The sequence below is a fragment of the Thalassospira sp. MCCC 1A02491 genome (assembly GCF_001613785.1).
Classification (GTDB): domain Bacteria; phylum Pseudomonadota; class Alphaproteobacteria; order Rhodospirillales; family Thalassospiraceae; genus Thalassospira; species Thalassospira povalilytica.
This window is the reverse complement of sequence record NZ_LPVX01000003.1, coordinates 83,889-104,753: the sequence shown is the minus strand read 5'-3', so window position 1 is coordinate 104,753 and position 20,865 is coordinate 83,889. Positions and strand designations below refer to the sequence as shown.

At 54.8% G+C, this 20,865-nt stretch carries 18 protein-coding genes; 7 read left to right on the top strand and 11 right to left on the bottom strand.

Going from position 1 to position 20,865, the window contains the following annotated elements; all coding sequences use genetic code 11:
• The first annotated feature begins 10 nt into the window (after positions 1-10).
• Complete coding sequence (locus tag AUQ42_RS01940) at positions 11-1,567, top strand: gamma-glutamyltransferase family protein (protein WP_068517270.1); 1,557 nt, start codon at positions 11-13, stop codon at positions 1,565-1,567.
• A 31-nt stretch (positions 1,568-1,598) separates the two neighbouring features.
• On the opposite strand, the gene AUQ42_RS01935 is transcribed toward AUQ42_RS01940, so the two are convergent.
• The 7 genes from AUQ42_RS01935 to AUQ42_RS01905 all read right to left on the bottom strand — a co-directional run bounded on the left by AUQ42_RS01935 (position 1,599) and on the right by AUQ42_RS01905 (position 8,585).
• Complete coding sequence (locus tag AUQ42_RS01935) at positions 1,599-2,102, bottom strand: MarR family winged helix-turn-helix transcriptional regulator (RefSeq protein ID WP_068517269.1); 504 nt, start codon at positions 2,100-2,102, stop codon at positions 1,599-1,601.
• Positions 2,103-2,215: 113 nt separating this feature from the next.
• Positions 2,216-2,809: a hypothetical protein gene (locus tag AUQ42_RS01930; protein WP_068517268.1), complete on the bottom strand. Its 594-nt coding sequence runs from the start codon at positions 2,807-2,809 to the stop codon at positions 2,216-2,218.
• A gap of 100 nt (positions 2,810-2,909) precedes the next feature.
• Positions 2,910-3,809 (bottom strand): lauroyl acyltransferase, encoded by a 900-nt coding sequence (locus AUQ42_RS01925; protein ID WP_068517267.1) that lies wholly within the window; start codon positions 3,807-3,809, stop codon positions 2,910-2,912.
• Positions 3,802-4,773 carry a tetraacyldisaccharide 4'-kinase gene (lpxK, locus tag AUQ42_RS01920; RefSeq protein WP_068517266.1) on the bottom strand — a complete coding sequence of 324 codons (972 nt, stop codon included), beginning with the start codon at positions 4,771-4,773 and terminating at the stop codon, positions 3,802-3,804. The genes AUQ42_RS01925 and lpxK overlap by 8 nt, the downstream gene beginning before the upstream one ends.
• Positions 4,766-6,058 (bottom strand): 3-deoxy-D-manno-octulosonic acid transferase, encoded by a 1,293-nt coding sequence (locus AUQ42_RS01915; protein WP_068517265.1) that lies wholly within the window; start codon positions 6,056-6,058, stop codon positions 4,766-4,768. The genes lpxK and AUQ42_RS01915 overlap by 8 nt, the downstream gene beginning before the upstream one ends.
• Positions 6,055-6,828 (bottom strand): lysophospholipid acyltransferase family protein, encoded by a 774-nt coding sequence (locus AUQ42_RS01910; RefSeq protein WP_231856654.1) that lies wholly within the window; start codon positions 6,826-6,828, stop codon positions 6,055-6,057. The genes AUQ42_RS01915 and AUQ42_RS01910 overlap by 4 nt, the downstream gene beginning before the upstream one ends.
• 26 nt (positions 6,829-6,854) lie before the next feature.
• Positions 6,855-8,585, bottom strand: a complete 1,731-nt coding sequence (locus tag AUQ42_RS01905) for an ABC transporter ATP-binding protein (RefSeq protein WP_082817672.1) — start codon at positions 8,583-8,585, stop codon at positions 6,855-6,857.
• A gap of 256 nt (positions 8,586-8,841) precedes the next feature.
• Here AUQ42_RS01905 and AUQ42_RS01900 point away from each other — a divergent pair, with 256 nt between their 5' ends.
• Positions 8,842-9,642, top strand: coding sequence for a lipopolysaccharide kinase InaA family protein (locus AUQ42_RS01900; protein WP_068517263.1), 801 nt, complete (start codon positions 8,842-8,844; stop codon positions 9,640-9,642).
• A gap of 48 nt (positions 9,643-9,690) precedes the next feature.
• Here the strand turns inward: AUQ42_RS01900 and AUQ42_RS01895 are convergent, their stop codons facing one another.
• Positions 9,691-10,830: a glycosyltransferase family 1 protein gene (locus AUQ42_RS01895; RefSeq protein ID WP_068517262.1), complete on the bottom strand. Its 1,140-nt coding sequence runs from the start codon at positions 10,828-10,830 to the stop codon at positions 9,691-9,693.
• Complete coding sequence (locus AUQ42_RS01890; RefSeq protein WP_068517261.1) at positions 10,827-11,744, bottom strand: UDP-2,3-diacylglucosamine diphosphatase; 918 nt, start codon at positions 11,742-11,744, stop codon at positions 10,827-10,829. Before AUQ42_RS01890 ends, AUQ42_RS01895 begins: the two co-directional genes overlap by 4 nt.
• Before the next feature lie 219 nt (positions 11,745-11,963).
• On the opposite strand from AUQ42_RS01890, the gene AUQ42_RS01885 reads away from it, so the two are divergent.
• A complete protein-coding gene (locus AUQ42_RS01885) occupies positions 11,964-12,911 on the top strand; it encodes a diacylglycerol kinase family protein (protein ID WP_068517260.1) in 948 nt (315 codons plus the stop codon).
• Between the two features lie 649 nt (positions 12,912-13,560).
• The gene (locus AUQ42_RS01880; RefSeq protein WP_197460759.1) at positions 13,561-15,519 is read left to right on the top strand and encodes a methyl-accepting chemotaxis protein; all 1,959 of its coding nucleotides are present in this window, start codon (positions 13,561-13,563) and stop codon (positions 15,517-15,519) included.
• 102 nt (positions 15,520-15,621) lie between these two features.
• Here AUQ42_RS01880 and AUQ42_RS01875 read toward each other — a convergent pair whose 3' ends face one another.
• A complete protein-coding gene (locus AUQ42_RS01875; protein ID WP_068517258.1) occupies positions 15,622-16,971 on the bottom strand; it encodes a TldD/PmbA family protein in 1,350 nt (449 codons plus the stop codon).
• Between the two features lie 251 nt (positions 16,972-17,222).
• Between AUQ42_RS01875 and AUQ42_RS01870 the strand changes: the two genes are divergently transcribed.
• Entirely contained in the window at positions 17,223-17,810 is a 588-nt protein-coding gene (locus AUQ42_RS01870; protein WP_231856652.1) for a hypothetical protein, read from the top strand.
• A 49-nt stretch (positions 17,811-17,859) separates the two neighbouring features.
• Here the strand turns inward: AUQ42_RS01870 and AUQ42_RS01865 are convergent, their stop codons facing one another.
• Complete coding sequence (locus tag AUQ42_RS01865; RefSeq protein WP_068517307.1) at positions 17,860-19,386, bottom strand: UbiD family decarboxylase; 1,527 nt, start codon at positions 19,384-19,386, stop codon at positions 17,860-17,862.
• Positions 19,387-19,640: 254 nt separating this feature from the next.
• Here AUQ42_RS01865 and AUQ42_RS01860 point away from each other — a divergent pair, with 254 nt between their 5' ends.
• Complete coding sequence (locus AUQ42_RS01860) at positions 19,641-19,997, top strand: hypothetical protein (RefSeq protein ID WP_068517306.1); 357 nt, start codon at positions 19,641-19,643, stop codon at positions 19,995-19,997.
• A 17-nt stretch (positions 19,998-20,014) separates the two neighbouring features.
• Positions 20,015-20,764, top strand: coding sequence for a hypothetical protein (locus AUQ42_RS01855; protein ID WP_068517256.1), 750 nt, complete (start codon positions 20,015-20,017; stop codon positions 20,762-20,764).
• Positions 20,765-20,865 lie beyond the last annotated feature (101 nt).

The following is a 20,865-nucleotide window of genomic DNA, read 5'->3' as shown; positions in this document are numbered from 1 at the left end:
AACGCAAACCATGAAAAAGCACGGGGCCGTCGCCGCAGGACATGAAGTCACCGCACGCGCCGCCGCCCGTGTGCTTGATGATGGTGGCAATGCGTTCGATGCGGTGGTGGCGGCCATGTGGTCGGCCTGTGTTGCCGAACCGGTTTTGGCGTCCCTTGGCGGTGGCGGTTTTGTGATGGCACGCCCGGCTGGGGAACCGCCGCGTCTTTATGATTTCTTTGTTGAAACCCCGCTTGAAAAGCGATCCCGCGAAGATCTTGAATTCGAAAGCCGTCTTGCGACTTTTGCCGGGGGTGTCACCCAGGAATTCCACGGCGGTTATGGATCGGTGGCAATGCCGGGCGTTGTTGCCGGCCTGTTTGAAATTCATGATGATCTGGCGACATTGCCAATGGCGCAACTGGCCGAACCGGCAATTGACGCGGCCCGCAATGGCGTGATTCTGGATGATTTTCAACGCTATGTGATGGGGATTGTCGAACCGTTGCTGGGCTTTTCGGCCGAAAGCCGTGCCGTTTTTGGCAAGCCGGGCCATACCGACGAAGCCGGGTTTGAACTGCTTGAAACGGGTGCCCGCCATGTTCAACCCGATCTTGCGCACAGCATTGAATATCTAGTGCGGACCGGTGCCGACGGGTTTTATCGCGGGGACATCGGACATGCGCTGATCCGGGAATGCCGGGAATTCGGCGGATATCTTGGGGCGGATGATCTTGCGGCCTATCGTGTTTTAGTGCGGGACCCGCTTCTGGTTGGTGGGCGCAAGGGCCGGTTTGTCCTGAACCCGCCCCCGGCATCGGGCGGGGTGCTGGTGGGATTTGGTCTTAAGCTTGCGCGGGAAATGGCACTGGCTGGTTTCGGGTCGGCCCGCCATCTTGAAGCAATGTCGCAGATCATCCACGCAACCGGTTTGGTGCGCGGGGAATATGGCGCGACGTCGGCGATCCTGTCGGACGAGCTTTGCGAACGCTATCGTCTGATGATCGGCGAACGCCCGCTTAGTCAGCAGGGCACGACCCATATTTCGGTTGTTGATGAAGACGGCAACCTTGCCGCTGCGACCATCTCAAACGGGTCAAGTTCCGGGCGGATCGTACCGCAAACCGGCATCATGATGAACAATATGCTTGGCGAAGCCGATCTTTCGCCCGACGGCTTTCATATGTGGCCTTGCGGGGTGCGGATGACATCGATGATGACGCCCGCGCTTTATCTTGGCGATGATGGCGGGGCGATTGCGCTTGGATCGGGGGGATCAAATCGCATCCGGTCCACCATGCTTCAGGTGCTTTTGAATATTGATGCGTTTGACATGACCCTGCACGGGGCGGTATCCGCGCCGCGCATGCATGTCGAAGACAGCCTTTTGTCAGTGGAACCGGGCTTTGATGATGCGTTGCTTGATCAGCTTAGTCTTGAAAATCAAAGCCGCTGGGACCGCGAAGACATGTTCTTTGGCGGGGTTCACGCCGCCAAGGTCAGCGCGGATGGCGCCAGGTTTTCGGCGGTTGGCGATGCCAGACGCAATGGAAACCAGATCATCAGTCTGCCCGAACAAGGCGTCTGATCGCGACCGGAATTGGGCGTGGTTGTGCGGTCTATCCGTTCTGGCCGCTTTGCGGCGGCACCCAGTCGGCGGCCTTGACGTCAAGGATCGGGGCGGCGTCAATCTGTTCTGCGTCCATCATGGTTGCCACGCGCTGCATTGACGACAAAAGCTGCGTTTTTTCCCAGTCGGGCAGGGCTTCGAACTGGGTAATGAATTCTTCATGCAGCATGGTCGGCGCCGTTGCCAGAACGTCGCGCCCGGCATCGGTCAAAAAGGTGTTTACCACCCGTTTGTCGGTCGAACTGCGACGGCGTTCGGCAAGGTTGCGCTGCTCAAGACGGTTCAAAATGGTTGTCACCGTCGCCTGGCTAAGCGAAACGTGATTGGAAATACGTTTGACCGTTACATTCTGCAGTTCGTCAATTGCGCGCAACACCATGACTTGCGGGATGGTCAGGCCACATGCCTTCATCACACGTTTGGAATGGAGATCCGTCGCCCGGATAATCTGGCGCAAGGCGACAAGAATGTCCTGCCAATAAGCTTCGGTCATGACGGTTCCCTTTGACGTTTCGGGCGTGTGAAGGTGTGAGTTACCGGGTAACGACCTTTGCGTGATTGATCAAGACCAATTGTCCTGTGACAAACGTGATGGGGCGTTGAATTCTATCTGAACCGCTGGATCACGGCAAAAATCAGCGAAAAGATCGCAAGCAGGATAATCGCCACTGTTGCGATCAGTAAGGCCTGCTTGGTGCGCAATTCATTGGCCTGTTTCAGTTCGATATAGGCAATGACATTGTGGCGCAACTGATCCATTTCGGGGCCGACATCAAGACTGTTCATGTAAAGTTTGGCGCCAGCACGTGCCAAAAGATCATTGGTCTTGTTCATTTGCTGGGTAAACAGGGCAAACCGTTCTTCGGTATCGGCAAGATCGCCTGTCAGGTCGTCTTCAGTATCGCCCGCACGTGCAATCGTGATTGCCGTTCGGGTCAGGTCATTGGCGTCGGCTTCGACACATTCGGCAAGTGTGGATCTTGGATTTTCGTCCGAACATTCGACCGGGCGGTCGCCATATTCCTCGATGGCCTTGCGCAGATGTTCCTTGAGCTGCTGATCAAGTTCGGATATCCGCAGCCGGATTTCACGGGCGGTTTCGCGGATATCGGCAATGTCATGATCAAGCGCCATGCTTGGCCAAACGACAAACATTGATCCGGCGATCATCAAAGTCAGAATGATCAATAAGCGGCGCAAGAAAGGGTAGCTCCTGACCCCGGGGTTCAAATTTCAGAACCGCAAGTCTGAAGCAATGATGTTCTCAATGCGTTAATAAATGCCGGAAAATTTGCAAATGCTAATTTGGCCAGCGCCGATGGACCCAAAGCCACTGGGCGGGGCGTTCGCGGATCCAGGATTCCATCATCGCATTCACATCGGTCATGATTTTGGCGACATCGGCGTGACGGTCGCCGGTTTTGGTGACCGGAACGGGCGGATAGAACGTCATGCGAAAATGCGCGCCATTGATACGTTCTGAACGCACCGGAACAATCGGCGCATCGTATTTGAGCGCAAATTGCGCAAGTGCAGGGGCTGTCATTGCATCGCGGCCAAAGAACGGGACCGCGATGCCGTCGCTCATTTTCTGATCGACCAGCATGCAGGCATGGCCGCCATCTTTCAGGCAACGCGTCAGTTTGCGGGCGCCGCTTGGACCTTTTTGTACCAGTTCGCCCCGGAATGTCTTGCGGGCGCGCATGAACAGGTTATCGACCCACGGATTGTCGGGCGCGCGATAGACACTCATCATTTCCATGTCCAGCACGGTGGCAATGCACATGGTGACTTCCCAGTTGCCGATATGACCGGTAAAGAACAGGCCGGGTTTGCCATCGTCCTTTAGCGCCAAGCCGTTTTCCACGCCAACGATTTCGATGCGGGGTCCGCCCGGGCGCAATTTGTGCAGATGGGGGATTTCCCCGGCCGACCGGCCAAGATTGTCCCACATATCAACGATGATCTGATCAATTTCGGCCGGTGACTTTTCCGGGAATGCCTTGACCAGATTGTTGCGGGCCTTTTTGGACTGTCCCAGTTTGGGGCCGATTGTTCGCAGCAGCCAGCCCCCAAACCCCGATGCCATATCGATCGGCATGATGGCGAACATCCAGTAAAGCAGATAGGCCCCTAACCCTTGCAATGGGTGGGACAGGTATTTTTGGCGCATCCGGTAAAGGTCGCTGTTCTTATCCATCGGCGAGTACTGTCTTCACAATCTGGGAAAGCTGATCGGGTGCCTCGAACACCAGTCGAATGTCGAGACTGTTTATGCCGTTCCGGCTGTCGGATGGCAAGCGCATCAGGTCTTTTTGCGTGGTCACAAGTTCCGCATCGAGTTTTGCCGCTGTCATGCGCAAAGCTGTCAGTTCATCGGGCGCAAACACATGATGGTCGTCAAAATCCTGTGTGGCGACGATCCGTGCGCCGACCGACGCCAGACTGTCATAGAATTTCTGCGGGCGGCCAATGCCGGCAAAGGCGACTACATTCTTGCCAGCAAAGCGGTCGCCGTTAACAGGCACTATCCGTGCGCGCAGGATCGGTACGGATGCCGGAAGATTGGTGATGAAGTCCGGGGTCTTATCGCCAATCAGAATGATCGCATGGACCTTTTCAAGGCCGCTGATCAGGGGTTCGCGCATCGGGCCTGCGGGCATGACGCGGCCGTTTCCGATGCCATAATTGCTGTCGATAACGGCAAAGCTGCAATCCTTGATCAGGGACGGGTTTTGTAATCCGTCATCAAGAATGATCGCATCCGCGCCGTTATCCCGGGCCATTTCCGCACCCAGAAATCTTTCGCGCGATATCCATGCCGGACCATGGTGCGCCAGAAGCAACGGTTCATCCCCGACCTTTGAGGCGTCATCAAGTTCAGGGTCGACGCGATGGGGACCGGCAATGGAGCCGCCATAGCCGCGGCTGACAAAATGCGGGTGACGACCCAATGCGCTTAGAACGTCGAACAGGGCAACGGATGTCGGTGTTTTGCCCGCACCGCCGACGGTGAAATTGCCAACACAAAATACCGGGCAGCCCGGATGGCGCGCGGTTGTGGTTTTTGCGCGCACACATGCCCCGGCACGCCACAGCAATGAAAACGGGCTTAGCAGTTTCGGAACCAGACCATCTTTCTGCCAGAAGCGGGGATCACGCATGATCGGCCTCGTCGATTGCTTTTTGCGCCATCAGCGGGCGCAGCGCATCAACGGTACGGTCAAGAACTTCGGCTTTTGAATTGGCATAGTGCAGGGCGGCTTCGGCGATCGTTCGCGCGGTTTCGCGATCACGCAGCAGCGCACCGACCTGACGGCACAGATCATCTGCATCCGATGCCGGGCGGCATGCACCCGCAATACGCATTTCTTCGCTGATGGTGGCAAAGTTGCTCATGTCCGGGCCATGCAGGATGGCGCAATTCAGGCGGGCCGGTTCAAGCGGGTTTTGCCCGCCCGATGCGCAAAGCGTCTTGCCCATGAAGCAGACCGGTGCGATCCGGTAAAACAGGCCCAGCTCGCCAATTGTGTCGGCAAGATAGATATCCGTGCCCGGGGTGATGATGTGACCAAGGCTGCGTCGGGCAACTTGCAACCCCTGTGTAATCAGCTCGGCTTCGATCTCGTTTGCGCGGTCCGGGTGGCGGGGCACGATGATGGTCAAAAGCCCGGCCTGTTCAGCTGAGAGCTTTTTGTGAATATCCCCGGCAATGCGTTCTTCACCGGCGAATGTGCTTGATGCCAGCCAGACCGGGCGCAGTCCGATCTGTTCCTGAAGCTTTGCCAGTGCGCTTTCATTGGCAGGCAGCGGCGGGGCCGCGAATTTGAGGTTCCCGACCGTTTTGACATTACCAGCGCCTAGTGAGGCAAATCGATTTGTTTCGTCATCACTTTGCGTCAGGACAAGATCAAACGCCGATATGACCGGGCGAATGAATGACGGATAGCGGGAATAGCCCTTAAAGCTTTTTTCCGAAATCCGGCCATTCAGAAGCGCAAGTTTCACACCGGCCTTTTGTGCCTTGGTCAGCATATTGGGCCAAAGGTCACTTTCAAGCCACAGTGCGACATCGGGTTTCCAGTGATGCAGGAAACGGGCAACGCAGACTTGTCGGTCGATTGGAATGAATTGATGGATCACACCTTCTGGCAGGCGGGCATTCATCAGTTCGGCCGAAGTAACAGTCCCCGTCGTCACCAGAATGGACAGGCCGGGATAGCGACGGCGAATTTCATCAATCACCGGCAAGGCAGATAATGATTCACCAACACTGGCGCCATGGATCCAGACAAGATGTCCCTTGGGGCGAACCGCACTTGGATGACCGAACCGTTCGCCAATACGGCCCGGATCTTCCTTACCGCGTTTTTTACGCCGGTTCAGATAAAGATGAAGTGCCGGGCCAAGCAGGCGGGTCGCCGCACGATAGGCGTAAAACAGGCTCATTTGCCGGTTGCCCCCGCTGCGATTTCGGACCGTTTCTGTTTGGGCAATTCATCGGGCCCGGCAGGTGCAATGACGTCAAGTCCAAGATCGCGGTCGGTATCCTGGGTCAGTTTGGTCAGGGCGTTTTCGATTTCAAGCCGCTTTGCTTCAAGACCGGCATCATCGAGTTTGCGCTCAACGAAAACCGGTTCCCCCCAATGAAAGACACCGCGGGCAAATGGCACCGGCAGGGGCAGGACAAAACGGTCCCAACTTTTGAAAATCTTGCGGCTTGATGCGGAATAGGTCAGCGGGAAAACCGGAACGCCGGCCATGCGGGCTGCCTGTACGACCCCGTCGGATGCCCGCATTCTGGGGCCGCGCGGGCCATCGGGGGTCATGCCGACAACGTCACCGGCCTTGAGTGCTTTGATGATTTGACGCAGGGCCGCAGCACCGCCTTTGCCAACCCCGGTGGAGCCCGCGATGGTTTGAATGCCGAAATGGGCCACGGTGCGTGAAATGATTTCACCATCGCGATGTGAAGATATCAGCATATGAAACGGCAAATCACCGCCAACCGCACGCCAGGTATAGGGCATCATCAACAAACGTTGATGCCAGAAGGCAACGATGAACGGTTTGCCGTCGCGCAAATATTGCGCGGGCAAGTCGCCGCCTTCTGTTTTCCAGCGGCCGGTCACGCGGACAAGGCGCACATAGGCTGCTGCTATCCAGCACAAGGTGCTGCGCATCGTGTCGCTTTTGATGATCCGCTTATGCCACTGCACGCCCGATTATCCCGAAATTGCCCGGATCAGTTTCCGTTTTCTTCTGAGAATTGCAAATTATAGAGGTTTGCGTAAGCTCCTCCAAGTTCAAGCAATTCTTCGTGCTTGCCCTGTTCAATGACGCGCCCGTTGTTGATGACACAAATCTTGTCGGCATCAACAATGGTCGACAGACGGTGCGCAATCACAAGGGTGGTGCGCCCCTTCATCAATTCGGAAAGCGCGCCCTGGATATGGCGTTCGGATTCCGTATCAAGGGCCGATGTTGCCTCGTCCAGAAGCAGGATCGGTGCGTTTTTAAGCATCGCGCGCGCAATTGCAATACGTTGACGCTGCCCGCCTGAAAGCTTCACGCCATGTTCGCCAACTATGGTGTCATAGCCGTGTTCAAGCTGAAGGATGAAGTCATGGGCGGCGGCGTGACGGGCGGCTTCCTCGATCTCGGCGTCGCTGGCACCGGCGCGACCATAGGCAATATTGGCGCGTACCGTATCGTCAAACAGGGTGATTTCCTGACTGACCAGTGCGGTTGCCTTGCGCAGGGATTCAAGCGTAACGCCACGGATATCCTGACCATCAATGGTGATCGCACCGGCATCAATGTCATAGAAACGCGGGATCAGGTTCAGGATGGTGGATTTGCCCGCACCCGACGGACCAACAAGTGCGACGGTCTCCCCAGCCTTGATATCCAGATCAATATCGCGAAGGGCGGTGATTTCCGGATTGTAGGAAAAGGCGACGTTTTTGAAGCTAATATCGCCACCTGAAACCGTCAGCGCTTTGGCATCCGGCGCATCCTTGATTTCGGGTTCTATATCAAGAACAGTGAAAACGCGCTGTGATGCTGCCAGACCTTGCTGCAGGGTGATGTTGATATTGGCCAGACGTTTTACCGGCTCATAGGCCAGCAAAAGGGCGGTGATAAAGGCAAAGAAGCTTCCGGGATCGCTGGCACCGTCGATCACCCGGCTGCCGCCATAAATAATAATCGCTGTAATCGCCGCACCCCCAAGCGTTTCCATGATGGGGGATGAACGGGCACTGACGGTTTGTGCCTTGAAGCTCAGTTTGAAGACTGTTTCAACCAGCTTGCCCATACGTGAACATTCGTAAGGTTCCATGCCATATGCCTTTACATGGCGGATGCCCTGGAATGTCTGTTCAAGCAGGGTGGCAAACTCACCAATTTGCTGCTGGGTGTTGGCTGACACCTTGCGCATCCGGCGACCCAGTCGCGCAATCGGGTAGATCGCAGCGGGAAAGACCGTGAAGGCAATGATGGCAAGCAGCCAATCCTTGTAAAACATGACGCTGATCAGGACGATGGCAGTCAACAAATCCTTGCCAAATCCGGTCAGCGAGTTGGAAACGGCCGCACGCATTGCCGTGATGTCGTTGGTAAAGCGCGTGATCAGCTTGCCGGTATTGGTGCTGTGGAAGAAGCCGATATCAAGACGAATGACATGTTCGTACAGACGGTTTTGGATGTCGGCCAGAATACGTCCACCGACATAGCTCATCAAAACGGTCTGGCCGTAATTGGCGAAACCTTTCAGTGCAAAGGAACCAAGAACTGCGGCGCCGACAGGAACAAGCATCGCTTCGCGTTTGTTGATGAAGACATCATTGATAATGGGGTCCATCAGAAGCGCATAAAGGCCGGTTGCACCAGCCATTAAAGCCATACACAGAAGAGCAAGAAGAATTTTCCCGAAGTATGGAGCAACGGCATCTTTGACGATGCGCTTGACCAACGGCCATGTGCCCCAATGTTCTGTGGTGTGGTCCAAGGAGTTCTTGGGCAATTGCTTCTTCCTGGTCGTTTAGGCCATTTCCACATTGTATCGAATTGATACTGTCTATATGGATAAGGCTTCAAATAAATATTCAAATGTACGCGCTGTTGCTAGCACGCCGAGCCATAAGCGGCAAGCCGCAGTAAGCTTCATGCGGACACAAAACTGATCTGTAGATCAGCAGGTCACAAAGAGCGACATATAAGACAAAATAATGAACGAGCAACTGCACGCACTTGTCGAGCACACAATAGCCCAGGGCGTGGGCGCACGCGTTTTCCCGTTAAGCTGGAATGGTCGGCGGATATGGGTCAAACAGGCGGTGCCGGCAAAGGAAAAAGTCTGGCATCGGTTGCAGCGTTTTCTGGCCAATGTCACGGGCATTCCGCTTTTGCGCCCAACGGTGTCGCCCGGCGGCAAGGCGGGGCTTGTGAATGAAGCCAATACCCTGCGCAAACTGGCCGCACATGGCGTACTTGTGCCTGATCTGATTGGCGAAGGGGCGAACTGGATCGCAATCGGTGACAATGGCGGTATCCTTCAGACCAGGATCGAAGATGATGTTCGGTCCGGCAATGAAGACCGGGTCAAACAGCAAATCACTGCTGCTGCATCCGCACTGGCGCGGCTGCACGCATCGGGTGTGTCGCACGGGGCACCGTTATTGCGAAACATGACGATACGCGATGATGGCCAGATCGGCTTCATTGATTTTGAAGAAGACCCGAATGCCCGCATGCCATTGGAAGATGCGCAAGCCCGCGACATTTTGTTGTTCGTATTTTCCATTCAGCGCGAATTCAAAAAACGTCCGGAATTGTTGCGGTCAGGATGGGCAACCTATGTTGCCACAGCGGGCGAGACTGCCGGACAACTTGTCCCGTTGCGCAAGGTCATCAGGCTTTTGCGACCGGTTTACATGATTTTGCGCCCGTTCCGCAGATGGCTGGGAACGGACGCATTGAATGGTATCCTGGCTTATCGCACTTTGCGCAAAAGCCTTTATCGCAAATAGAACTTCACCCGTTCCACGCTTTCCGTCGGTTTCCCCGGGGCTTCCCACTTACTGGGCGGGTTGACCGACCGGGGCAGTGCCAAGGCTTTCCTGATCTTGATCCGGGGGTGTGGCCGGGTTTGTGCCCGCATTGTGCCGGGTGGCATCGTCGACCGAAATCCGGACGGCCTCGATCCCGTCAAAACCGCCGGAAAACGGTGCCAGATTGTGCAGGAACTGGGTGGCGGAATTCTGCCAGCTATATTGTTCGGCCAATGCACGGGCATCTTCGGATGTCAGCTCAAGTGCAGCCAGGGCAGCTTCGCGCAGGTCGGCATCAATCGCACCGGCCTTGGTGCCGCGCACGATATCGGCTGGTCCCTGAACCGGGAAGACGGCAACCGGGGTGCCCGATGCCAGTGCTTCAAGGATCACAAGGCCGAAGGTGTCGGTCTTGCTTGGAAACACAAAGACATCCGCCGAAGCAAAGGCTGTTGCCAGTTCTTCGCCAACCTTTTTGCCCAGAAACTGAGCATTGGGATATTTGCCCTTAAGCTCGTTAAGTTGCGGGCCGTCGCCAACCACGAACTTTGTCCCGGGTAGATCAAGGTCAAGGAAATGGCCGATATTCTTTTCCACCGCAACCCGCCCGACAAACAGCCAGTGCGGTTTCGGGAAATCGCCAAATGAGGCGTCCGGTCGGGGCCGGAACAGATCAAGATCCACCCCGCGCGACCAGATATGCAGGTTTTCAAAGCCCCAGTCGGACAGTTCCTGACGCAGGCTTTCGGTGGCGACCATGACCGAGCGTGATTTGGAATGGAATTTGCGCATCCCGCGATAGGAAATCGACAGCGGCAGCCGCCAGCGCGCATGAATATATTCCGGAAACCGCGTGTGATAGGCGGTTGAAAACGGCAAACCGTGTTTCAGGCAATAGGAACGCGCAGCCTGACCCAGCGGGCCTTCGGTCGAAATGTGGATGGCAACCGGGTGCAATGCCTCGATCATTTTGGCCATCTTGCGTTTGGCAAACAGGGCCAGACGGATTTCCGGATAGGTCGGGCATGGAACAGTTTTGAACTGATCGGGCGAAATGATGTGAACATCATGTCCCATCGCGCCCAGCTCGCCACGTACGGTTTCAAGGGTACGGACAACACCGTTTACCTGCGGATACCAGGCATCGGTTACGATCAGTATTTTCATGCAGTCTTTCCAATCGGGGCATCGCTGCGCTTTTTGGACGCACCCGATGCGGAATTGTCCGTGCCATGGGCAATGCGGAACATGGAGATCAGTTTGCCAAGACCCAGTGACGGGGTGCTTGCAGCGTCCCGGCCGGGGCTGGAATGGCTCATGGCCATCTGGCGCATTTCCGCCCAGTGCAGAAGTTCAAGCTTGCCATCCTTGTCTTCAACAAGGGCGGTGCAGCTTTCGACCCAGTCGCCGTCATTGCAATAAAGCACATCACCGATCATGCGTTTTTCGGCATGATGGATATGACCGCAAACCACGCCATCGACCTTGCGCTTGGCAGCTTCGTGGGCGACGGCATTTTCGAAATTGCAGATGAACTGAACGGCGTTTTTGACCCGGTTTTTAAGATAGGCCGAAAGCGACCAGTAACCGTATCCAAGGCGGCGGCGAATGCCGTTATAGTAACGGTTAAGGGCGATGGCCAGGTTGTAGGCCGTGTCCCCAAGATAGGCCAGCCATCTGGCATATTTGACAACCCCGTCAAATTCATCGCCATGGATGACCAGCAGGCGTTTGCCATCGGCTGTTTCGTGGATATCGTTCATTTTGACATCGACATGCCCAAAGGTCATATCGACAAATTCGCGGGCAAATTCATCATGGTTTCCGGGGACAAAGATGACTTTGGCGCCATTTTTTGCCTTATCCATGATTGTCGTGATAACAGCATGGTGACTTTCCGGCCAATACCAGCTTTTCTTGAGCCGCCAGCCATCAATAATGTCACCGACCAGATAATAGGTATCTGCTGTTACTTCATTGAGGAAATCCAAAAGAAGATCTGCCTGACATCCACGTGTCCCCAAATGGACGTCTGAAATCCAGACCGTGCGGTAATGCGGTTGCAGCGTCATCGCTGTCATTGCCGCTCCTCCGTATCCTGCCAAAAGGATGGCTGGAATTCGGCGTTTCGAGGTGCCGAATACTGTCCCCAACCAGTATCGGTTTAAAATAAAAAACGTGATTTTATAACCCGTTCACAGAAATTTCGTCGTTCTGTAAAGCAACTGTTACATTTTTTCTTTCATATGGTAGTGCGTGTGTATGATTTATTTCGGTTTTATTTCGGAAGTATGTTCTGAATGACCCATGCCGATGTGACTGTGATTTTCAATCCCCGTGCGGGGGGGAACAAACAGCGGTTTCTGTCCAAGATTTTGCAACATGCAGGGATCAGGGTGGAATTGTTGCAGACCACCCATCCCGGCCATGCCCGTGAATTGGCGCGCAAGGTGCGTGCCCATCAACGCCTGTTTGTTGCCGGCGGCGATGGATCATTGAACGAGGCCCTGAACGGTCTTCTTGATGCCCAGATCGATGGTCACGAAGTCCCGCCACTTGGTGTGATCCCGCTTGGGACGGCGAATGTTCTGGCCGTCGAAGTCGGGCTGGAACGCAAGGCAAAGGCAATTGCCGACTATATCAACAATCCCGGTCAGGTCTGGATCCGGCCCGGACTGGTCAATGGGCGGGCCTTCTTTTTGATGGTCGGAATGGGGGCCGATGCCGACACGGTTGCCAATGTGTCGCTCAAGCTCAAACGCATGATCGGCAAGGGTGCTTATGTTCTTGAAGGATTGCGGAACATCTTTTTCCCGCGTCATCGCGACTTTGAAGTCAATATCGGGCGGGAAAACTATCGGGTGGCCGGGGTTGTGGTGACCCATGCGCAGCATTACGGCGGCGAATTCATCATTTCACCGACTGCGAAGCTGACCGATAACGGTTTCGATGTTGTTCTGATGCCCGGCAACGGTATCGGTGCATTGTCGCGCTATGGGCTGGCCCTGACGTTAAACAGGTTGCATGAACAAAGCGATGTCTCGGTTGTGCGGTCTGAACGCATCACGATCACCAGCCATTGTGGCCCGGCTCCGCTTCAGATTGACGGTGAAAGTGCTGGAAAACTGCCATGCGAAATCAGCCTGTCGCCCTATCCGGTGCGGCTGATGGTGCCACAGGCCTATGCAATGGCCGCGGGTGGTGTGGTTGAAACCGGCCCGGAACCACTTCGCCTGACCAGCGGTTAACCCCGAAGCGAGGACTTCAGAGCAAATGCACGATATCCCGGTTGTTTGCGGCCGGGATATCAGAAGGCATGTGATCACGCTTGGAAGTTGCAAAGCAAAGATCAGGCATTCTTTGAAAATCCCCATGATCTTACTCGTCATTTCGCGGTTTTTCCGCGTGTAAATCAGCGTTTTATCAAGCGGTGTGCCGGGGCTGATTATTGATGCCCTTGGGTTGATAACAGGGGATGGTCCAATGCGTTGTGCCCTGCTTTGCGGCGTCTGCCAGCATGTCTGGAAATTACGGTGTTTGGTGTTGTCAAACAGGGAAACTGATCCGCCGAATTGCGCCGATCTGCCGGGCATATTCGAAAGGACAGGTATACAGGTCTTCTGGATAGGTCGGCCTTACTTTTCCTTGTAATTTCGCATGTTACGCCAAACCTTTAAGTTAGTTGCAATATTGTGATTATCTAAAACAAGGGTTGTGTACTCCCCATATGGGGAGGGTAGTGACTGTCATGAGCAGATACCTTGGTAATCAAAGAGATCGTAGCGCGGTGCTGCGAACACGGAGGGTATGATGGTGTCGCGTGTTTCTTCTGCGCCGACGGGGGCGTTTTTGGAAAACTTGGGTGTTAAGACAAAGATTCTATTGGGATTTTCAGCAGTGCTGGTCATTCTTGTCTCAGCGCTGGCATTCGCATTCTACAGCTTCACCAAAGTTGCACATGATGTTGATGAATATGCGCTGCGGGTCGAAGAAGCCGCACTTGTTGCCCAGATTGAAACGCGTTTTTTGCGTTTCAAAAGTCATGCCCGCGAATTTGCCAACAAGGCAAGCGCCCATGACGCCGAACAGGTGTTCGTCATCGCCGATCAAATCCGCCCAATTCTTGACAAGGCATTGCAAAGTTTCGAATCAGCTGAACATCGTGCCCGGATCGAGAAAATATCAGGGGCACTTGATCGCTACATGCAGGATTTCGAAAAAGTCCGTGATCTGAGTGATGAATATCACGCCCTGATCACGGACCGGCTTGAACCCGACGGGATCAAGGTCGTTTCCGATCTCAATGCATTGATCGCACGTGCAGAAACCACCCAGAATATCGATGCCCTGAAAAAGGCGGTGGCCGCGCGGGAACATGCGCTTCTGGCGCGTCTTTATTCCAATATTCTGATCGGGCGTCAGGATGACAGCTTTGGCGAAAAGGCGGCCAGCGAGTTCGGCCTTCTCAAGACCGGGCTGATTGAAATCAACCAGACAGTACCCGATGCGGAATACAAAAAGACCATCGGCGAAGTCATGACATTGTTTGATGATTACCGTGATGCATTTGACAAGATCCGGTCAAATGAACTGGTCATCATTGAAACGGTCAATGGCGATATGGAACAGGCATCCAGTCTGTTGTTGTCCGAAGCAGCCGATCTGATGGCGGAATTTTCGGCGACCGAACATTCAATTTTTGAACGGGTTGTTGATGAAATCGGTCTGGCGGAAACCGAGATCCTGATCGCGTCGCTGATCGGTATGGGGCTTGGCATCGTCATTGCCATTCTGATCGGTGATCGTCTGTCAAAGCCGATCATTGCCATCACCCAGATCATGCGCAAGCTTGCCGACCATGATCTGACGGTCACTGTGCCCTGGCAGGAACGGCGCGATGAAATCGGCCAGATGGCCGGTGCGGTTCAGGTCTTCAAGGAAAATGCCATTCGCAATGACGAACTTGAAGCCAAGGCAATCGAAGATGAAAAACGCGCCAAGGAAGCCCAGCGCCAATTCATGAACCAGACGGCCGACACGTTCAATTCCGATGTCGGGCAAATCATTGAAACCGTTGCCGCAGCGGCAGTGGAATTGCAGGCAACCGCAGACAGTATGTCACGTCTGGCAAGTTCGGCATCCGAACAGACGGTGGCTGTGGCATCGGCAACCGAAGAAGCCAGCGGCAATGTGCATTCTGTTGCCTCGGCCACAGAGGAACTCAATTCCTCGATCGAGGAAATCAACCGTCAGGTTGTCCATTCATCCGATGTGGCACGCAGTGCAGTCGGGCAGGTCAACAAGACCCAGGCCGACCTTCAGCAACTGGTCGAAGCATCGGAAAATATTTCAAATGTGCTGAAACTGATTTCCGATATTGCCGATCAGACCAACATGCTGGCCCTTAATGCCACGATTGAAGCCGCACGGGCCGGCGATGCCGGGCGTGGTTTTGCCGTGGTCGCAAATGAGGTCAAAAATCTTTCCGATCAGACCGCCAAGGCGACCGAGGAAATCACCCGTTATGTCGAAAACCTTCAGGCCCGCACCGGAAGTGCGGTCAATCAGGTTGAGGCAGTCGGCAAAACCGTCAGTGAAATGGACGCAATTATTGCCACCATTTCATCGGCGATCGAAGAGCAGACCGCAGCAACCCGTGAAATCGCCTTTAACGTTGAACAGGCGGCAACCGGCACCACCACGGTCAGTTCAAACATCGCAACCGTCAGTTCGGCAGTCAATGAGGCCGGAACAGCATCCGGGGATGTCTTGCGCGCGGTCAGTATGCTTTCGGAAAACTTCACGACCCTGAAAGGTGCCACGGACAATTTCGTAAACACGATCCGCGCAAGCTGATCGGTGAGGTAATCTGAGGAATACAAAAGACCAGAAAAAAACGCCCGGCACATTCAAGTCCGGGCGTTTTTGTATCGGGATGTCTGTTGGTGTCGGTCAGGATTACTGACCGGCCAGTGTCATGCCATCAATGCGCAAGGTCGGGGCATTGGTGCCGTATTTGAAGGTCAGATCATTGGCCGGGACCACGGATTTGAACATGTCCTTGAGGTTCCCGGCCACCGTGATTTCCGATACCGGATAAGCCAGTTCACCATTTTCAATCCAGTAACCCGACGCACCGCGCGAATAATCGCCGGTAACGCCATTGACGCTGCTTCCGATCATTTCGGTGATATAGAGACCCGATTTGATATCCTTGATCATGTCTTCGGGCGAAATGGTGCCCGGTTCCATGTAAAGGTTGGTGGTTGACGGCCCCGGAAGGCTTCCGGCCCCGCGCGATGCGTTGCCCGTTGATTTCAGCCCCAACTGGCGGGCCGAGCGCAAATCAAGGATCCAGGTTTTCAAAACGCCGTTTTCAATCAGGTAGCGCTTTTCATTGGCGACACCTTCGGCGTCAAACGGTTTGGAGCGCAGACCGCGTTTGCGGTGGGGGTCGTCGACAATGTTGATATGCGGGGCAAAGATTTCCTTGCCCATCGCATCAAGCAGGAAGCTGGTCCCGCGCGCGATGCCCGATCCGTTGATCGCACCGGACAGATGGCCAACGATTGAGGATGAAACACGCGGATCATAAATGACGGGAACCTGCGTGCTTTTGACTTTGCGCGGGTTCAGACGGCGCAGGGTTTTTTCCGCAGCCTTTTTGCCGATTTCGACCGGGTCACGCAGGTCGGTCGAAAAGACCGCGCTGTCATAATCATAGTCGCGCTCCATTGCCGTTCCGGTCCCGGCCAGCACCGAAACCGAAATGTGACTGCCCGAACCGGCATAGGAATTGGCAAAACCATTGGTCGCGGCCAGCGTGATCTGATGGCGGCCCCAGCCGGCTTCTGATCCTTCGGAATTGGTGATGCCATCGACAGAACGGGCGGCTTCCTCGCAGGCACTTGCCCATTCGATCAGTTTGTCCTGGCTGACTTCACCCGGTTCACAAAGTTCAAGCGCGTCGACATCAAAACTTGCGGCAAGTTCGGACGGGTCGGCAATACCGCAATACGGGTCTTCCGGAGCGTTCTTGGCCATGGCAACGGCCCGTTCGACCAGTTCGTTCAAGGCGGCGTCGCTGGTGTCCGATGATGACACGACAGCCTGTTTCTTGCCGATCAGAACGCGCAGACCAAGATCGGCGCCTTCGGACCGTTCAAGCTTTTCCATCTTGCCCAGTCGCTGGGCAACCGAAAGAGATGTTCCTTCGACATAGACGGCATCTGCGTCATCAGCACCGGCTTTCTTGGCGCGCGCCAGCAGATCATTGATACGATCAAGTGTCATGTCGGTCTTGGGCATGGAAGCTCCCTTATTTAGGAATGTATCTATCGGCTAGTTATAGGCGGCAGGGACGTATTCGCAAAGAACAGAAACGGTTTGATGCATCTGCATTGCAGGTGCCCTTGGTCTTGTTCCCAAAGGTGGCGTGAATGTATCTGTGGGGCAAGGGGCTGGACGTTCTGTTTTCATCCCTGTTTCTGCTATAGTCCGGAAAACAGCAAATAATTGGCGGCGATACCGCCAGACAAAGCACACGGGATAGAATGCAAATGCGGAAGATAAGGTCGGGCGCAATCGGCTTGGCATTGATTTTGGGAATTTCTCATCCGGCTTTGGCGGATGAGCCGGGTAATCCGTCTGGTCCCGATGAAAATGGCGTTTGGGAACTGAATGCCAATGGCAATGCCGACCCGGTTTCAAGCGCGCAGCTTTATAGCGAAATGCGCATTCAGGGTGGCCAATATGCCAGCAATTACCGGCATCAGATGCTGACCGGGGATTTTACCTGTGACGATGTGGTGGACCGGGTTGCGGGCTGGGTCGATCTTGACAGTCCGGACGGTCCGAAATTTGCCATGCTGTTTGTCACGAACCATGGCGGCAAGGCACAAAGCGAAATTCGCTACCTGCCGTTCGAGCAGTCCGAACAATATGCACTTTGCATCCATGATGAAACCGCCCCGCCGGTCATGAGCTGGCAGGAAAACAGCCAGGAATTCATGGAAGAAGTCATCGGATCGAAAGAGATGTGCAATTTCGCCATCCGGGTGGATGACTTCATGTGTGATGCGCCGCAATTCTTCTATTCCGGGAAACCGGCGGACAATGGCGATCACTGGTTCTTTTTCCGAAATTGATCGTGAGTTTTTGAAAAGAAAAGGCGGGTTAGAATCCCGCCTTTGTCAACTAATCCCGCCAGATTTTCTTGCCTGATCCGGGAAGGCCATAGCGTTCCCATTTCTGATCAACCCGGTCGATGATGTCATCATCCATATAGATTTTTTCGCCCCATTCGCGGTCGGTTTCGCCCGGGAATTTGTTGGTGGCATCAAGCCCAAGCTTGCCGCCAAGGCCCGAAACCGGGGATGCGAAATCAAGATAATCGATCGGGGTGTCGGTAACCGTGGTGATATCGCGCACCGGGTCCATCCGGGTCGAGATCGCCCACATAACATCCTTCCAGTCGCGCACATCAATGTCGTCATCCACAACAATGACGAATTTGGTATACATGAACTGTCGCAGGAATGACCACACACCCATCATCACGCGCTTGGCGTGACCGGCATAGGCCTTTTTCATCGATACAACCGCGATGCGATAGCTGCATCCTTCTGGCGGCAGCCAGAAATCGACGATTTCGGGGAATTGCTGTTGCAGGAGTGGCACGAACACGTCGTTGAGTGCCTCGCCCAGAACCGACGGCTCGTCCGGCGGACGCCCGGTAAAGGTCGACAGATAAATCGGTTTTTTGCGCATGGTGATCGCGGTTACGGTAAAGACCGGGAAATCTTCAACCGAATTATAATAGCCGGTGTGATCGCCATACGGTCCTTCGGGCGCATATTCATCAAGCGAGACATAACCTTCGAGCACGATCTCGGCGGTTGCCGGTACCTTGAGCGGCACGGTCTTGCAATCAACCAGTTCAACCTTTTCACCGCGCAGAAGCCCGGCGAACTGATATTCCGACAGGGTATCGGGCACCGGGGTAACCGCGGCAAGGATCGTACCGGGATCGGCCCCCAGCACGATGGCAGCCGGAAGCGGATCACGCTTTTCCTGTTTCCAGCGGGCATGATGTTGTGCTCCGCCACGATGTTTCAGCCAGCGCATGATGGTCTTGTTCTTGCCAAGCACCTGCATGCGGTAAATGCCAAGGTTGAACACATCGCGCTTGTCGCCGCCTTTTTCACCGGCCGTCGGGCCCTGGGTCACAACCAGGGGCCAGGTGATCAGCGGGGCGGGTTCGCCGGGCCAGCAGGACTGAACCGGGATTTTTGACAAATCAATATCGTCGCCCTGAAGCACCACTTCCTGACAGGGGGCCTTGGAAACCGTTTTGGGTTTCATCGCCATGACGGTCTTGGCCAGTGGCAACATCGAAAATGCTTCGCGGATGCTTGCCGGTGGTTCGGGCTGTTTGAGGAAGGCCAGCGTTTCGCCGACTTCACGTAGTTCTTCGGGTTTGCGGTTCATGCCCGCGGCAACCCGGTCCACCGTGCCAAACAGGTTCACCAGAACCGGCATGTCATATTTTTTGCCGTCATCGCCAACGACGTTTTCAAACAGAACCGCCGGGCCGCCTTCGGCCAGAAGTCGGGTCTGGATTTCCGTCATTTCAAGATTGGGGGATACCGGTTCAGTGACACGAACAAGACGGCCGGACTTTTCCAGCGCATCCATGAAGTCACGAAGGGATTGATAGGGCATGGCACCTGTCATCTGCAAAGCTTTGAAACCTGATTGTCTTCATACGCGTGCACGCGGGCTTGGACAACCTTGCTGTTATCAAATACGCCATTTGTAACTGGACCGATCGCTTCCTACATGAAACCGGGATGCTGCGTTGCATAATTTTGCGGTTTTGGTTGACGCATCATTTGGTTATACATTGGCTTAGAATTGAGTCGCGTGGCCCACAACACGCGACATGGCAACTCACCAAAAGCATGAAGGACGCACAGATGGCCAAATACTGGGTTATCGGGGGCACCTATCAGGATACCGGTTTCGACAAGCCGATCGGCGAAGAAACCAAAGTCGGTCCGTTTGGCAGCTTCGAAGACGCGGAACAGGAATGGTCGAAAATGGCCTGGCAGTCGGTCGATGACGCGAATTCGCGCTATCGCATCGAACGCCTTGAAGAATACTGGGTCGTTGGCGGTGAATATGAAAGCACCGACTTCGAAAAGCCGGTTGGCGGTTCCGAAGAACGCCATGGTCCGTTCGCCACATTCAGCGATGCTGAAAAAGCATGGTCGAAACTGGCCTGGCAGCATGTTGATGACTGCAACTTCCGTTACCGTGTCGTTGAAGGCTAAGCCGGATCGACCAGACAATGTTTTCGATATCCGATGTGCGGGCGATCAGTGACCCCGTACTCCGTGAACAGATCGAACATCATCCACGCGCGCAGGATCTCCTGCGCGCGTTTTTGTATCCCTATGCCGCCCCGGACCGGGATTTCCTGTTTTGTGGTGGATCGGTAACGCCGCTTGATACATCGGAAGTCGGCGACGCCATCGCCGGGCGGGTCCCGGTCCTGGCCGTCGGGTCAAACCGTGCACCGGTTCAGTTGACGCGCAAATTCACCCATCAAAACCTGCCCGATGATGTTCCGGTGACACTGGGATGGATGGGCCATCATGATATTGTCTATTCGGCACATGTCACCGGGTATGGTGCCTTTCCGGCAACCCTTGCCCCGTCACCGGGGACACGGGTCCGGGTTGCGGTGACCTGGCTTACGGCGGCGCAGCTTGGTCATATGCATGTAACCGAAAGCGTTCCGACACATTACCGTTATCAGCAATTGCATGGCCGAGATCTTGACCTTGATTGCGGTATTACGACCGACCATGTCGGTCTTTATCAGTCGGTTGCCGGGTTTGAATTCGCATCTGGCCATATCTTTGCCCTGAACGCAGTTGAAGCAACCGGGCGCAGATACCCGTCCCTGGAACAGTGGCAGATGGTCGCACATGTCGCGCGCCTTGTAGGGCAGGTTTTTCGACCTGATCTGGTGATCCGGCTTATTGACGATCCGGCCTTCAGAAAGTCGTTTGGCGATCTGGATCACACAAAATAGCGCCGACCCTGTAATTGCCATTGGTGTGACCCTATATATATTCCAGAAATGTGTTTTGATACTTGAAATTGTATCAGGGTTTTAGGTAAGTTATTGAAAAT

Bases quoted from the DNA above. Each gene is read 5' to 3' on its own strand.
- AUQ42_RS01940 (WP_068517270.1), top strand. From the start codon at position 11: ATGAAAAAGCACGGGGCCGTCGCCGCAGGACATGAAGTCACCGCACGC.
- AUQ42_RS01935 (WP_068517269.1), bottom strand. From the start codon at position 2,102: ATGACCGAAGCTTATTGGCAGGACATTCTTGTCGCCTTGCGCCAGATT.
- AUQ42_RS01925 (WP_068517267.1), bottom strand. From the start codon at position 3,809: ATGGATAAGAACAGCGACCTTTACCGGATGCGCCAAAAATACCTGTCC.
- lpxK (WP_068517266.1), bottom strand. From the start codon at position 4,773: ATGCGTGATCCCCGCTTCTGGCAGAAAGATGGTCTGGTTCCGAAACTG.
- AUQ42_RS01915 (WP_068517265.1), bottom strand. From the start codon at position 6,058: ATGAGCCTGTTTTACGCCTATCGTGCGGCGACCCGCCTGCTTGGCCCG.
- AUQ42_RS01900 (WP_068517263.1), top strand. From the start codon at position 8,842: ATGAACGAGCAACTGCACGCACTTGTCGAGCACACAATAGCCCAGGGC.
- AUQ42_RS01895 (WP_068517262.1), bottom strand. From the start codon at position 10,830: ATGAAAATACTGATCGTAACCGATGCCTGGTATCCGCAGGTAAACGGT.
- AUQ42_RS01890 (WP_068517261.1), bottom strand. From the start codon at position 11,744: ATGACAGCGATGACGCTGCAACCGCATTACCGCACGGTCTGGATTTCA.
- AUQ42_RS01885 (WP_068517260.1), top strand. From the start codon at position 11,964: ATGACCCATGCCGATGTGACTGTGATTTTCAATCCCCGTGCGGGGGGG.
- AUQ42_RS01875 (WP_068517258.1), bottom strand. From the start codon at position 16,971: ATGCCCAAGACCGACATGACACTTGATCGTATCAATGATCTGCTGGCG.
- AUQ42_RS01870 (WP_231856652.1), top strand. From the start codon at position 17,223: ATGCGGAAGATAAGGTCGGGCGCAATCGGCTTGGCATTGATTTTGGGA.
- AUQ42_RS01865 (WP_068517307.1), bottom strand. From the start codon at position 19,386: ATGCCCTATCAATCCCTTCGTGACTTCATGGATGCGCTGGAAAAGTCC.
- AUQ42_RS01860 (WP_068517306.1), top strand. From the start codon at position 19,641: ATGGCCAAATACTGGGTTATCGGGGGCACCTATCAGGATACCGGTTTC.
- AUQ42_RS01855 (WP_068517256.1), top strand. From the start codon at position 20,015: ATGTTTTCGATATCCGATGTGCGGGCGATCAGTGACCCCGTACTCCGT.